Source organism: Streptomyces sp. NPDC047022 (assembly GCF_040644155.1).
Lineage (GTDB): Bacteria > Actinomycetota > Actinomycetes > Streptomycetales > Streptomycetaceae > Streptomyces.
In genome coordinates this window covers 69677-82327 of sequence record NZ_JBEYVV010000014.1, presented here as the reverse complement: position 1 = coordinate 82327, position 12651 = coordinate 69677, and the positions used below count along the sequence as shown (strand labels likewise).

Below are 12651 nucleotides of genomic sequence, written 5' to 3'. Positions count from 1 at the left end.
GACTGCCGATAGCGTCGGGGCATGACGGAGTCGGGACAGTTGTGGGAAGGGACCGGCTGGGAGGCGCTCGGACCGCGGGCGGGGCGCAGGCGGCTCCCGGTCTGGGACTGCACGGCGGGGCTGGTCGCGGGTGAGCACTCGGCGCTTCTGGTCGACGCGGGGTCGAGCCTCGGCGAGGGCGCGCGGCTGCGTGCCGAGGCGCGCCTGCTGCTCGCTCCCCTGGGCGGGGACCGGGATGTGACGCATCTCGCGCTCACGCACCCGCACTTCGACCATGTCTTCGGGGCGGCCTCGTTCCCGGGCGCGGAGGTGTTCGGCGCGGTGGGCGTCGAGACGGTGTTCGCCCATGAGCGTGCCGAACTGGCCGCGGACGGGGTGCGGTACGGCCTGGACCCGCGGGAGGCGACCGACGCCGCGGGCGCGCTGTCCGCTCCGGACCATCTGGTCTCGGGCGAGTGGACGCTGGACCTGGGCGGGGTGCGGGTGCTGCTGGCGAACGTGGGCCCCGGTCATACGGCCCACGATCTGGTGGTCCTCGTCCCAGGGGAGCGGGAGGTGGTGTTCTGCGGGGACCTGGTGGAGGAGTCCGGGGAGCCGCAGGCGGGCCCGGACGCGGTGCCCGCGCAGTGGCCGGCGGCGCTGGACCGGCTGCTGGAACTGGGCGGGGAGGACGCGCTGTACGTGCCCGGTCACGGTGCGGTCGTGGACGCCGCGTTCGTGCGTGCACAGCGCGATGAACTGGCCGCGCGTTTCGGCGTGTCGTAGAACCGGGCGAACGCCTTCTCCTATCGTCATCCGAATGCGCCAGTACTCGCCGGATCTGACCCCTCCGTGGAAGAAGCCCCAGCCCGTGCCGGAGGTCCCGGCGGAGCCCGGTCTGGTGGTGGAGGAGCCGGGGACCGGCTTCTGCGGCGCGGTGATCCGCTGCGAGGCGGGCACGGTGACGCTGGAGGACCGCTTCGGCAAGCACCGCGTCTTCCCGCTTCAGCCACGGGGTTTCCTGCTCGAGGGCAGGGTGGTGACCCTGGTCCGCCCCTCGGCCGCCCCGGCCCGTCCCACGCGCACGGCGTCGGGTTCGGTGGCCGTCCCGGGCGCGCGGGCGCGGGTGGCCCGTGCGGGCCGTATCTATGTCGAGGGACGCCACGACGCGGAACTGGTCGAGCGGGTGTGGGGCGACGACCTGCGCATCGAGGGAGTGGTGGTCGAGTACCTGGAGGGCGTGGACGACCTGCCCTCGATCGTGGAGTCCTTCTCCCCCGGCCCCGACGCCCGCCTCGGCGTCCTGGTGGACCATCTGGTCCCCGGCACCAAGGAGTGGAGGATCGCGCAGTCGGTGACGAGCGAGCACGCTCTGGTGGTGGGCCACCCGTACATCGACATCTGGGAGGCCGTGAAGCCGTCGTCCCTCGGCATCGGCGGGTGGCCGCGCGTCCCGCACGGCGAGGACTGGAAGAAGGGCGTGTGCCGCGCACTGGGCTGGCCGGAGAACACGGGCGAGGCGTGGCAGCGGATCCTGTCCCGGGTGGGGTCCTACAAGGACCTGGAACCGGCGCTGCTGGGGAGAGTGGAGGAACTGATCGACTTCGTCACGGGTAGCGGTGGGGTTTGACGCCGGGCAGAGTCCCGAACTCGCTGGTGTCGAGTTCGAGTCCCAGAGCCTTCAACGGCAACGGGTCTCCGAACGGGATGATCTCCTGGCTGCGGTAGCCGATTACCCCCCGGAGAAGCTCCATCTTGACGCCCTCTGGAGGCTCGAGCTCCTCGAAGATCTTCGCCATGCCGGTGGTCATCGGTCGGTCGTCCACAGCGGTCATCTCCGCAGCCCTCCGGTTTGCCGCCACCGTGCAATTACGGCGGCAGCCTACGAATCAGGTTAGGTACCGAACCGGCCTTCCGCATCGATTCACTCACCGCAGTGAATCAATCCACCAGGTCCCGCACCACGGCGTCCGCCAGCAGCCGCCCGCGCAGCGTCAGCACCGCACGTCCCTCCTCGTACGGTCCCTGCTCGAGCAGGCCCTCCGACAGTGCCCGCCGGGATGCCGCGAGCCCCCGCTCCTTCAGCAGGGACAGGGGCGCGCCCTCCCTCAGCCGCAGCTCCAGCAGGACGCGTTCCACCCGGCGGTCCTCCGCCGAGAGAAGCTCGCGTCCCGCGCCCGGGGAGCGGCCCTCCGCCAGGGCCGCCGCGTACGCGCCAGGGTGCTTCACGTTCCACCAGCGGACCCCGCCCACATGGCTGTGGGCGCCGGGGCCCGCGCCCCACCAGTCGGCGCCGCGCCAGTACAGCTCGTTGTGCAGGCAGCGCGCCGGCTCGGACGTGGACCAGTTGGAGACCTCGTACCAGTCGTAGCCCGCCGCGCCCAGCACCTCGTCGGCGATCAGATAGCGGTCCGCGTGGACGTCGTCGTCCGTCATCGGTATCTCGCCCCGGCGGATACGGCGGGCGAGCTGCGTGCCCTCCTCCACGATCAGCGCGTACGCCGAGATGTGGTCAGGACCCGCACCGAGCGCCGCCTCGAGCGAGGCCCGCCAGTCGTCGTCCGACTCCCCCGGGGTGCCGTAGATCAGGTCCAGGTTCACGTGCTCGAAGCCCGCCGCACGCGCCTCGGCCACGCAGGCCTCGGGGCGGCCCGGGGTGTGGGTGCGGTCCAGGATCTTCAGGACGTGCGGGCGCGCGCTCTGCATACCGAAGGAGATCCGGTTGAAGCCGCCCTCCCGGAGTGCGGCCAGATAGCGCTCGTCCACCGACTCCGGGTTCGCCTCGGTCGTGACCTCCGCGTCCGCGGCGAGGCCGAACTCGTCGCGGACGGCTCCCAGCATCCGTACGAGATCGTCGGCGGCCAGCAGGGTGGGCGTACCGCCGCCGACGAACACCGTGCGCACCTCGCGCGGGTCGTCGCCCAGTACCTTGCGGGCCAGCCGGACCTCGTCGGTCAGGGTCCCCGCGTAGTTGTCCCGGGACGCCAGCACCCCGCCCGTCCCACGCAGCTCCGTCGCCGTGTAGGTGTTGAAGTCGCAGTAGCCGCAGCGCGTGGCGCAGTACGGCACGTGGAGGTAGAAGCCGAGAGGGCGCTCGGCGGCCCCGGCCAGGGCGTGCGCCGGCAGCGCTCCGTCGTGGGGGACGGGTTCGCCGTCGGGGAGTGCGGAAGGCATGTCCTCCATTGTCCCGTACCGCCGGGACTGCTCACCTTGCCCGCCGCGGTCGCCTAGCTCACTCCGCCTGGAGCACCAGCAGCGCCAGGTCGTCCTCCGGCGGCTTCGCCCCGAAGCCGTGCACCAGTCCCCTGATCCGCTCCGCGATCAGCTGCGCGTTCAGCCCGGCGCAGTCGGAAAGGGCCACCGCGAGCCCGTCGCCGTCGTCGAACTGGCGCGAGCCGCAGCGCCGCTCGGTCACGCCGTCCGTGACGCACAGCAGCGTGTCGCCGAGGTGGAGGTCGAACGTCTCACTGGTGTAGGCCACGTCCTCGATGACCCCGAGGAGCGTCTGCGACCGGACGACGGCGCGTACGCCCCCGTCCGGGCCCAGTAACAGCGGCAGCGGATGCCCGGCGGAAGCGAGCGTGCAGCGGGCTCCGCCCTCGAAGGGGACCAGTTCTCCGTAGAGGAGGGAGAGGAAGCGGGCCTGCGGGCCTTCGTCGGCGACCGGCACCGGCGCGCCCGCCGAGACCAGCGCCCGCGCCGCCGCGTCCGAGGCTTCCGTGGCGTCGTCCAGCAGGAGCTGGTTGAGGCGGTCCAGTACCTCGGGGACCGCGTAGCCCTCACGGGCAAGCAGCCGCAGCCAGGGCCGGGCCAGTCCGATCACGACCGCCGCCTCCGGCCCCTTGCCCTGCACGTCGCCCAGCGCGAAGCACCAGCGCCCGGGGCCGGCCGGGAAGATGTCGTAGAAGTCGCCGCTCGGACCGCCCTTGTCGCAGGGCTCGTACACAAGTGCGCTGCTCACCCCCGGGATCTCGGCGACCGCGCCGGGCAGCAGCCCCCTCTGGAGCACACGGCTGATGGTGGCCTGGCGCCCGTACTGCCGGGCCGCCCCGATGGCCAGCGCCACCCGGCGGCTGAGGTCCTCGACGAGTCCGGTGACCTCATCGGGGAAGCACTGCAGCCCGGCGCGCCCGATGACCAGCGTGCCCAGCGGCCGGCCCCCGGCGATGAGCCGGTACGCGAGCGCCGTGCCGGTCGCGCCCCTGGGCCCCAGGGCCTCGCCGGGCCAGGGCAGGGGCACGGGCCTGGAACGCACCGACTCGGGCAGCCGGGGCGGGTCCTTCTCCAGTGCTCGGCGCAGTTCCTCGATGCGGTTCTCGCTGCCGTGCCAGACCCGGGCGAGCCTGGGTCCGGGGGCGAACGCCGCCTCGGGGCCGCGCCAGCCGCTCGCCTCGTCCTCCAGCCAGACCGCGCACCAGTCGGCGAGGCGCGGCACGAGGAGCTGTCCGGTGAGGGCGGCCACCAGGTCCTCGTCCAGCTGTCCGGCGAGCAGGTCGGAGGCCTCGGCGAGGAAGGAGAGGGCGCCGCGGCCCCGCCAGTCCTGGTCGCGTGGTCCGCGGGCCGCCTGTGCGGCCGCGCCCGGACCGGCCCCCACGACGCCGTCGGCGGCGCCCGACGCCTCCACTCCGTCCTCGCCGTCGAGCAGTCCGCCCTCGCCGTCGAAGCCGTCGTGGAAGGCATCGTGACGGGCATCGTGGCGGGTGGCGTGGCGGGGGGTGTCGTCGAAGGCACCGTCGAGCGGCAGCCGCGCCCAGACGGTCTTGGTGCCGGTGCGGTAGGTGATCCCCCAGGTGGTGACGAGCGAGGAGACGAGCCGCAGTCCGCGCCCGTACTCGGGCATGCCATAGCCGTAGGGGCGTTCGGGGTGCTCGGCGCCGTCGTCGCGCACCGCGCGGGAGGGGTGGTGGTCGCAGACCTCCACGACGAGTCCGGGCGGATCGTCCTCCGCGTCCTTGAGGCGGCAGGCCAGCTCGATGTCGGTGCCCGCGTGCACGACGGCGTTGGTGACGAGTTCGCTGACGACCACCAGGGCGTCGTCGGCCAGGCGCTCCGTGAAGGTGTCGGGCTCGGCCATCCGGGCCCACTCGGTGAGCGCCGCCTGCACGAACCGGCGGGCGGCGCCGGCCGCGAGCGGGCCCGAGGGCAGCGTCGTGCGGACCGCGGTGCGCAGACCGGCGTCCCCGGGCGGCGTCAGGCCGGTGCCGTCCCGCCCGGACGGGTCGGGGGCAGGGGAGCCGGTCTCCCGTTGCGTAGGAATGGCCCCCATGGACAGCTCCCGGACAGCTCGGACGGATGCACCTCTCGCGTTGCCGACAGAGTGACAGACCGGGCACGCCTATAAGCGCCGAGTTACCGAAGTGGGCGGTCATGGGCGGGAACAGTGCTACGGAAGTGTTCGAAGACGGACGGTTTCGACCGGACCCGGTCCAATGGCCGCCGGGTTCGATGACCGCCCGGACACCGGAAAGCCGCGGGACGCCTCGCAAGGCCCCGCGGCTCCGGTCGCGATTTTCACTCGCCCTTACTTGTCTTTACCTGCCTTTGCCCGCCTCGCAGGCTTGCCCGGCATCTCAGGCTTCGAGCGCACCTTCGTACATCTCGTCGATCAGGTGCTTGTACGCCCGCTCGACGACCGGCCGCTTCAGCTTCAGGCTCGGCGTGATCTCCCCGTGCTCCACATCCAGGTCGCGCGGGAGCAGCCGGAACTTCTTGATGGTCTGCCAGCGCTGGAGGCCCTCGTTGAGCTTCTTCACATAGCCCTCGATCAGCTCGACCGTGGCGGGAGCGGCGACGACATCTGCGTACGGCTTGCCGCCGAGACCGTTCTCCTGCGCCCACTCCAGGATGGACACCTCGTCCAGCGCGATGAGCGCGCTGCAGAAGTTCCGGTCGGCGCCGTGCACGAGGATGTTGGAGACGTACGGGCAGATCGCCTTGAACTGGCCCTCGACCTCGGCGGGCGAGACGTACTTGCCGCCGGAGGTCTTGATGAGGTCCTTCTTGCGGTCGGTGATGCGCAGGTACCCGTCGGGCGACAGCTCGCCGATGTCACCGGTGTGGAACCAGCCGTCCGCCTCCAGCACCTCGGCGGTCTTGTCCGGCAGCCCGTGGTAGCCCTCCATGATGCCGGGGCCGCGCAGCAGGATCTCGCCGTCGTCCGCGATGCGCACCTCGGTGCCGGGCAGCGGCTTGCCGACCGTGCCCGTGCGGTACGCCTCGCCCGGGTTCACGAAGGAGGCCGCGGAGGACTCGGTGAGGCCGTAGCCCTCCAGGATGTGGATGCCGGCACCCGCGAAGAAGTATCCGATCTCGGGGGCGAGGGCGGCGGAGCCGGAGACACAGGCGCGCAGGTTGCCGCCGAACGCCTCACGGATCTTGGCGTAGACGAGCGCGTCCGCCACCTTGTGCTTGGCGGCGAGGCCGAAGGGCACGGCGGCGGTGCCGGTGCGGCGGAAGTTGTCCTGCGAGACCTTCGCGTACTCGCGTGCGACCTCGGCCGCCCACTGGAAGATCTTGTACTTGGCCCCACCGCCGGCCCGGGCCTTGGCCGCGACCCCGTTGTAGACCTTCTCGAAGATGCGCGGCACGGACGCCATGTACGTCGGCTGGACGACCGGAAGGTTCTCGATGATCTTGTCGACGCGGCCGTCCACGGCGGTGACGTGACCCACCTCGATCTGGCCGGAGGTGAGCACCTTGCCGAAGACGTGCGCGAGCGGCAGCCACAGGTACTGCACGTCGTCGCTGCCGACCATCCCGGTGGCGGCGATCGCCTTCGCCATGTACGCCCAGTTGTCGTGCGGCAGGCGCACTCCCTTGGGGCGGCCGGTGGTGCCGGAGGTGTAGATGAGGGTGGCGAGCTGGTCCTTGGTGAGCGCCGCGACGCGTTCCTTCACGGCACCGGAGTGCTTCTCCAGGTAGGCGGCGCCGCGGGCCTCCAGTTCGGCGAGGGTCAGCACCCAGCCGTCGTCGCCGGTCTCCGCGCCTTCGGGGTCGATCACCACGACATGGGCCAGCTCGGGCAGCTCGGCGCGCTTCTCCCGCGCCTTGGCCAGTTGCGCGGCGTTCTCCGCGATGAGTACCCGGCTCTCGGAGTCGGAGAGGATGAAGGCCGACTCGTCGGCGTTCGTCTGCGGGTAGATCGTCGTGTTGGCCGCACCGGCGCACATGATGCCGAGGTCGGCGAGGATCCATTCGACCCGCGTCGAGGAGGAGAGCGCCACCCGCTGCTCCGGCCGGATTCCGAGCTCGATCAGCCCGGCCGCGATGGCGAAGACCCTCGTAGCGGCCTGGCCCCAGCTCAGCGACTTCCACTCGTCGGGGCCCTGACCGGAGGCGGGAGGCACGGGGTACCGATAGGCCTCGCCGTCCGGCGTGGCCGCCACGCGCTCCAGAAAGAGGGCCGCAACGGACGGCGGACGGTTCTCGATCAAGGTCTGTGTGTCGCTCACGACATCCTCCGTGGCCCGCGACGGTGCGGCTGGCTCATGGCTGCTGGCTCAATGCGGTGGCTCTTGCGATGGCTGTGCGGTGATTCTGCGGTGGTTCTTACGGTGCTTCTTGCGGTGCCTGACTCGTGTGGCTCCGGTTGCGCTTCCTGCGACGGCTCGGTGCTGCCGACCGGCTGACTGCCGGCCGACTGCCTGCCCGCCGGCTGTTGACCACTGACTGCCGACTGCCTACGGCCGACTGCAGGACCAATGCAACTGGTGGCACCCGCGAGCGTTTGTTTAACTCACGAGTAACCACAGAGCCGGGATCAGAGTAGAGCCCGACCGGCCGGTACGTAAGGGGCCATGGCCTGTCACTTCTCACACAAAGCGACCGCCTTGCGCACGGGGGCCCGTCGCGCTTTCGCACGACGAGCCCCCGTTCCGCCCGGTTTTCCTGGGCGATCCGCGCAACGGCGGTTACTTCTTGCCCTTGGCCGACCCCGCACTGTCATCACTGGACAGCACCGCGATGAACGCTTCCTGGGGAACCTCCACGGAACCCACCATCTTCATCCGCTTCTTGCCTTCCTTCTGCTTCTCCAGCAGCTTCCGCTTACGGGAGATGTCACCGCCGTAGCACTTGGCGAGGACGTCCTTGCGGATGGCGCGGATGGTCTCGCGGGCGATCACACGGGAGCCGACGGCGGCCTGCACCGGCACCTCGAAGCTCTGCCGCGGGATGAGTTCCTTCAGCTTGGCGACGAGCCGGACGCCGTACGCGTACGCCTGGTCCTTGTGGGTGATCGCGGAGAACGCGTCCACCTTGTCGCCGTGGAGCAGGATGTCCACCTTGACCAGGGAGCTGCTCTGCTCGCCGGTGGGCTCGTAGTCGAGCGAGGCGTAGCCGCGGGTCTTGGACTTCAGCTGGTCGAAGAAGTCGAAGACGATCTCCGCGAGGGGCAGGGTGTAACGGATCTCGACCCGGTCCTCGGACAGATAGTCCATGCCGAGCAGGGTGCCGCGACGGGTCTGGCACAGCTCCATGATCGCGCCGATGAACTCGGTGGGCGCGAGGATGGTGGCCCGCACCACCGGCTCGTACACCTCGGCGAGCTTGCCCTCGGGGAACTCGCTCGGGTTGGTGACCGTGCACTCCTCGCCGTCCTCCATGATCACGCGATAGACCACGTTGGGGGCGGTGGCGATCAGGTCGAGCCCGAACTCGCGCTCCAGCCGCTCGCGGACCACGTCCAGGTGGAGCAGGCCGAGGAAGCCGACACGGAAGCCGAAGCCGAGGGCGGCGGACGTCTCCGGCTCGTATACGAGCGCGGCGTCGTTGAGCTGGAGCTTGTCGAGGGCCTCGCGCAGGTCGGGGTAGTCGGAGCCGTCGAGCGGGTAGAGGCCCGAGAACACCATCGGCTTCGGGTCCTTGTAACCGCCGAGGGCCTCGGTGGCGCCCTTGACCTGGCTGGTGATCGTGTCACCGACCTTGGACTGACGGACGTCCTTCACGCCGGTGATGAGGTAGCCCACCTCGCCGACGCCGAGCCCGTCGGCCGGGAGCATCTCGGGCGAACTGACGCCGATCTCCAGCAACTCATGGGTGGCGCCGGTGGACATCATCTTGATGCGCTCGCGCTTGTTGAGCTGGCCGTCCACGACACGGACGTACGTGACCACGCCCCGGTAGGAGTCGTACACGGAGTCGAAGATCATCGCGCGGGCGGGTGCGTCCGCGACGCCGACCGGCGCCGGGAACTGCTCCACGACCTTGTCGAGCAGCGCCTCGACGCCCAGGCCCGTCTTGGCGGAGACCCTGAGGACGTCGCCGGGCTCGCACCCGACGAGGTTGGCCAGCTCCTCGGCGAACTTCTCGGGCTGCGCGGCCGGCAGGTCGATCTTGTTGAGCACGGGGATGATCGTGAGGTCGTTCTCCATCGCGAGGTAGAGGTTCGCGAGGGTCTGGGCCTCGATGCCCTGGGCGGCGTCCACGAGGAGGACCGTCCCCTCGCAGGCGGCGAGCGACCGCGAGACCTCGTACGTGAAGTCGACGTGCCCCGGGGTGTCGATCATATTGAGGATGTGCGTGTTGCCCGGATCATGGGTGGGAGCCCACGGCAGACGCACCGCCTGAGACTTGATCGTGATGCCGCGCTCGCGCTCGATGTCCATGCGGTCGAGGTACTGAGCGCGCATCTGTCGCTGCTCGACGACGCCGGTCAGCTGAAGCATGCGGTCGGCGAGCGTGGACTTGCCGTGGTCGATGTGCGCGATGATGCAGAAATTGCGGATCAGAGCCGGGTCGGTACGGCTCGGTTCGGGCACATGGCTAGGGATCGCGGGCACGCAGGGTCCTGATTCTTGAGGCGTCCGCACTGTCTGCGGTCTCGGGTCGGATCTATACGTAGCCTCCATGGTCCCACGGGCGGGAGGCTGCGACGGGTTTGGGCGGGCCCCAGAGTGACTGGTAGCCTGGGTGGCTGTGCTTCATGCCCTCTCGGCGCGAGGTACGTCTTCAAGAAATCACCGGCGCGTGGGACGTCCCGTCGTCCTGCGTGCCTGAACCTGTAAAGGCTCATTCGTGGCGAACATCAAGTCCCAGATCAAGCGGAACAAGACGAACGAGAAGGCGCGCCTTCGCAACAAGGCCGTCAAGTCCTCGCTCAAGACCGCGATCCGCAAGGCTCGCGAGGCCGCTGCCGCGGGTGACGCCGAGAAGGCCACCGAGTACCAGCGCGCCGCCGCGCGTCAGCTCGACAAGGCCGTCTCGAAGGGCGTCATCCACAAGAACCAGGCCGCCAACAAGAAGTCGGCGCTTGCTTCGAAGGTCGCGTCCCTCAAGGGCTGACACTTGATTTGACGCCGGGAGGAACCGAGCGGGCCCTCTCTCATCCGCTCCCACCCGGCACCCGGGTCCGTGCGCGGCCTGCGTTCGCCACGCGGGCACGGACCCAAGAGCTTGAACCGAAGGCCCCGGTGCCTGTCCTTCCCCAGGACGGGCGACGGGGCCTTCGGTGTGTCTGCCGGAGCTCAGCGCCACCCACGGGGCGACCCTCAGCCCCGGCCTCTCGAACGTGCCGCTCGGGCGATGGTCACCACCGCCTTTTCCAGGGCGTACCCGGGGTCGTCCCCACCGCCCTTCACGCCCGCGTCGGCCTCGGCCACCGCTCGCAGGGCCACGGCCACACCTTCCGGGGTCCAGCCCCGCATCTGCTGGCGCACCCGGTCGATCTTCCACGGCGGCATGCCCAGCTCCCTGGCCAGGTCCGCCGGGCGTCCGCCGCGGGCCGAGGACAGCTTGCCGATCGCCCGTACGCCCTGTGCGAGCGCGCTCGTGATCAGCACCGGGGCCACGCCCGTCGCCAGGGACCAGCGCAGCGCCTCCAGTGCCTCCGCCGCGCGTCCTTCGACCGCGCGGTCCGCCACCGTGAAGCTCGACGCCTCGGCCCGCCCGGTGTAATACCGCCCGACGACCGCCTCGTCGATCGTCTTCTCGACGTCCGCGATGAGCTGCGACACCGCCGAGGCCAGCTCTCGCAGATCGCTGCCGATCGCGTCGACCAGCGCCTGGCACGCCTCGGGCGTCGCCGAACGGCCCCGAGTCCGGAACTCCGCGCGCACGAAAGCCAGCCGGTCCGCCGGCTTGGTCATCTTCGGGCAGGCCACCTCCCGCGCCCCCGCCTTGCGCGCGGCATCGAGCAGCCCCTTGCCCTTGGCGCCGCCCGCGTGCAGCAGCACGAGGGTGATCTCCTCCGCGGGTGAGGCGAAGTACCCCTTCAGTTCCTTGACGGTGTCCGCCGACAGGTCCTGAGCGTTGCGCACGACCACGACCTTGCGCTCGGCGAAGAGCGACGGACTGGTCAGCTCCGCGAGCGTGCCCGGCTGCAGCTGATCCGAGGTCAGGTCCCGTACGTCCGTGTCGGCGTCGGCGGCCCGGGCGGCGGCCACCACCTCCTGCACGGCGCGGTCGAGCAGGAGGTCCTCCTGGCCCACGGCAAGGGTGACGGGAGCGAGGATGTCGTCGTTCGTGGAATTCTTGGCCATCACGCAAAGCATCCCACGCTGCACTGACAACGAGGCCGTGCCGTGGGACCCCCACGGCCGCCCCGCCGGATCACGGCTCCTCCCGCCAGCCGTCCCACTCCTCCGCGAACGAGTCCAGCTCCCGCGCGTCGAGAAGCTCCTCCTCGTCCCGCAGCACCACCAGCCACTGCGCGTCCTCCGCGTCGTCCTCCCCGGCCAGCGCGTCCCTCACGATCCGCGGTTCCTCATCGAGCTCGAACCGCTCCCCCAGTGCCTCCGCCGCCTCTTCCGCGGCTCCGCGGTCGGGCAGTACCAGCACATGTCTCACATCGTTCACGACGTCATTGTCCGATACGCGCGACACGCCCCGCGCTCAGACTTCCGCACCGCCGCCGCGGACCGCGGGCACCCGGTCCAGCTCGATGCCGAACCTCTCCCGGTAGGCCTCCAGCACCTCCTTGTCGTCCGCCAGCTCCGACACCTCCTTCTCCCCGCCGCGGGGCGTCACCGTGAGCCGGCTGCCGCTGAGCGTGACCCGTCCCCCGCCCTCGGTGACCCGGGAGCACACCAGGGACCGCACGAAGTGGGAGACCGGCGATGTGCTGTTCCACCAGGCCCCGATCCTGAAGTCACCGAGCACCCTCGGCCGCAGCTCCAGCCGGTACTGCGGCTTGCCCTCCATCAGCACGTCCAGGTCCTCGACCTCGGCCGACCCGCCGCCGCCGTGCACCCCGGCGGCGTCCGCCCCGGCCTCGACCACGCGGAAGACACCGGCCGGATCCCGCTGCTCGCCCCGCTCCCCCAGCGCCAGCGGAAAGTGGCTGTGCGCGCCGAACCCGACATCCGTCAGCCAGTCGCCTCCGTCCACCGTCCGCACCAGCAGTGCGAGATGGTCGTACGGCACCCCGAGCCGCCCCTCCTTCCCGTACACGCGCGCGGCCAGCAGGGTGACGTCGAAGCCGAGCGCCTTGAGCAACAGTGCGAACGCCCCGTTGAGTTCGTAGCAGAAGCCGCCCCTGCGCCTCCTCACGATCTTGTCGAGCAGCGGCTTCTCCTCCAGCACGATCTCCTCACCGAGGTGGATCGAGAGGTTCTCGAACGGCACGGCCTGCAGATGCCGCAGATGCAGCTCGCGCAGCACATCGACGGTGGGCCAGGCGGGATGCTCCGCGCCGATCCTGCGGAGGTAGGCGTCAACCTGTGCGGAATTCATGAC

11 protein-coding genes are annotated in these 12651 nt (G+C 70.5%); 3 read left to right on the top strand and 8 right to left on the bottom strand.

The genetic code is table 11. The annotated features are described in order from the left end of the window. The first annotated feature begins 21 nt into the window (after positions 1-21). The gene (locus tag ABZ845_RS17210; RefSeq protein WP_360979698.1) at positions 22-765 is read left to right on the top strand and encodes an MBL fold metallo-hydrolase; all 744 of its coding nucleotides are present in this window, start codon (positions 22-24) and stop codon (positions 763-765) included. Between the two features lie 34 nt (positions 766-799). Continuing rightward, positions 800-1609, top strand: coding sequence for a DUF3097 domain-containing protein (locus tag ABZ845_RS17205; RefSeq protein ID WP_360979695.1), 810 nt, complete (start codon positions 800-802; stop codon positions 1607-1609). On the opposite strand, the gene ABZ845_RS17200 is transcribed toward ABZ845_RS17205, so the two are convergent. The 5 genes from ABZ845_RS17200 to lepA all read right to left on the bottom strand — a co-directional run bounded on the left by ABZ845_RS17200 (position 1587) and on the right by lepA (position 9758). Next, positions 1587-1814 (bottom strand): hypothetical protein, encoded by a 228-nt coding sequence (locus ABZ845_RS17200; RefSeq protein WP_360979692.1) that lies wholly within the window; start codon positions 1812-1814, stop codon positions 1587-1589. The two genes, ABZ845_RS17205 and ABZ845_RS17200, sit on opposite strands and share 23 nt — an antisense overlap. Positions 1815-1920: 106 nt before the next feature. Further along, positions 1921-3153, bottom strand: a complete 1233-nt coding sequence (gene hemW, locus ABZ845_RS17195) for a radical SAM family heme chaperone HemW (RefSeq protein WP_360979690.1) — start codon at positions 3151-3153, stop codon at positions 1921-1923. 58 nt (positions 3154-3211) lie between these two features. After that, positions 3212-5245, bottom strand: coding sequence for a SpoIIE family protein phosphatase (locus ABZ845_RS17190; RefSeq protein WP_360979687.1), 2034 nt, complete (start codon positions 5243-5245; stop codon positions 3212-3214). A 304-nt stretch (positions 5246-5549) separates the two neighbouring features. Further along, positions 5550-7430: an AMP-dependent synthetase/ligase gene (locus ABZ845_RS17185; RefSeq protein WP_360979684.1), complete on the bottom strand. Its 1881-nt coding sequence runs from the start codon at positions 7428-7430 to the stop codon at positions 5550-5552. Between the two features lie 459 nt (positions 7431-7889). Then, positions 7890-9758 carry a translation elongation factor 4 gene (gene lepA, locus ABZ845_RS17180; protein ID WP_360979681.1) on the bottom strand — a complete coding sequence of 623 codons (1869 nt, stop codon included), beginning with the start codon at positions 9756-9758 and terminating at the stop codon, positions 7890-7892. Between the two features lie 235 nt (positions 9759-9993). Here lepA and rpsT point away from each other — a divergent pair, with 235 nt between their 5' ends. After that, on the top strand, positions 9994-10260 hold the full coding sequence (gene rpsT, locus ABZ845_RS17175; RefSeq protein WP_055515178.1) for a 30S ribosomal protein S20: 267 nt from the start codon (positions 9994-9996) through the stop codon (positions 10258-10260). A gap of 206 nt (positions 10261-10466) precedes the next feature. Here the strand turns inward: rpsT and holA are convergent, their stop codons facing one another. The 3 genes from holA to ABZ845_RS17160 form a co-directional block, all read right to left on the bottom strand. Next, positions 10467-11456 (bottom strand): DNA polymerase III subunit delta, encoded by a 990-nt coding sequence (gene holA / locus ABZ845_RS17170; protein WP_360979676.1) that lies wholly within the window; start codon positions 11454-11456, stop codon positions 10467-10469. 70 nt (positions 11457-11526) lie between these two features. Next, entirely contained in the window at positions 11527-11772 is a 246-nt protein-coding gene (locus ABZ845_RS17165; RefSeq protein WP_360979673.1) for a hypothetical protein, read from the bottom strand. Between the two features lie 36 nt (positions 11773-11808). Next, positions 11809-12648: an arylamine N-acetyltransferase gene (locus ABZ845_RS17160; protein ID WP_360979670.1), complete on the bottom strand. Its 840-nt coding sequence runs from the start codon at positions 12646-12648 to the stop codon at positions 11809-11811. Positions 12649-12651 lie beyond the last annotated feature (3 nt).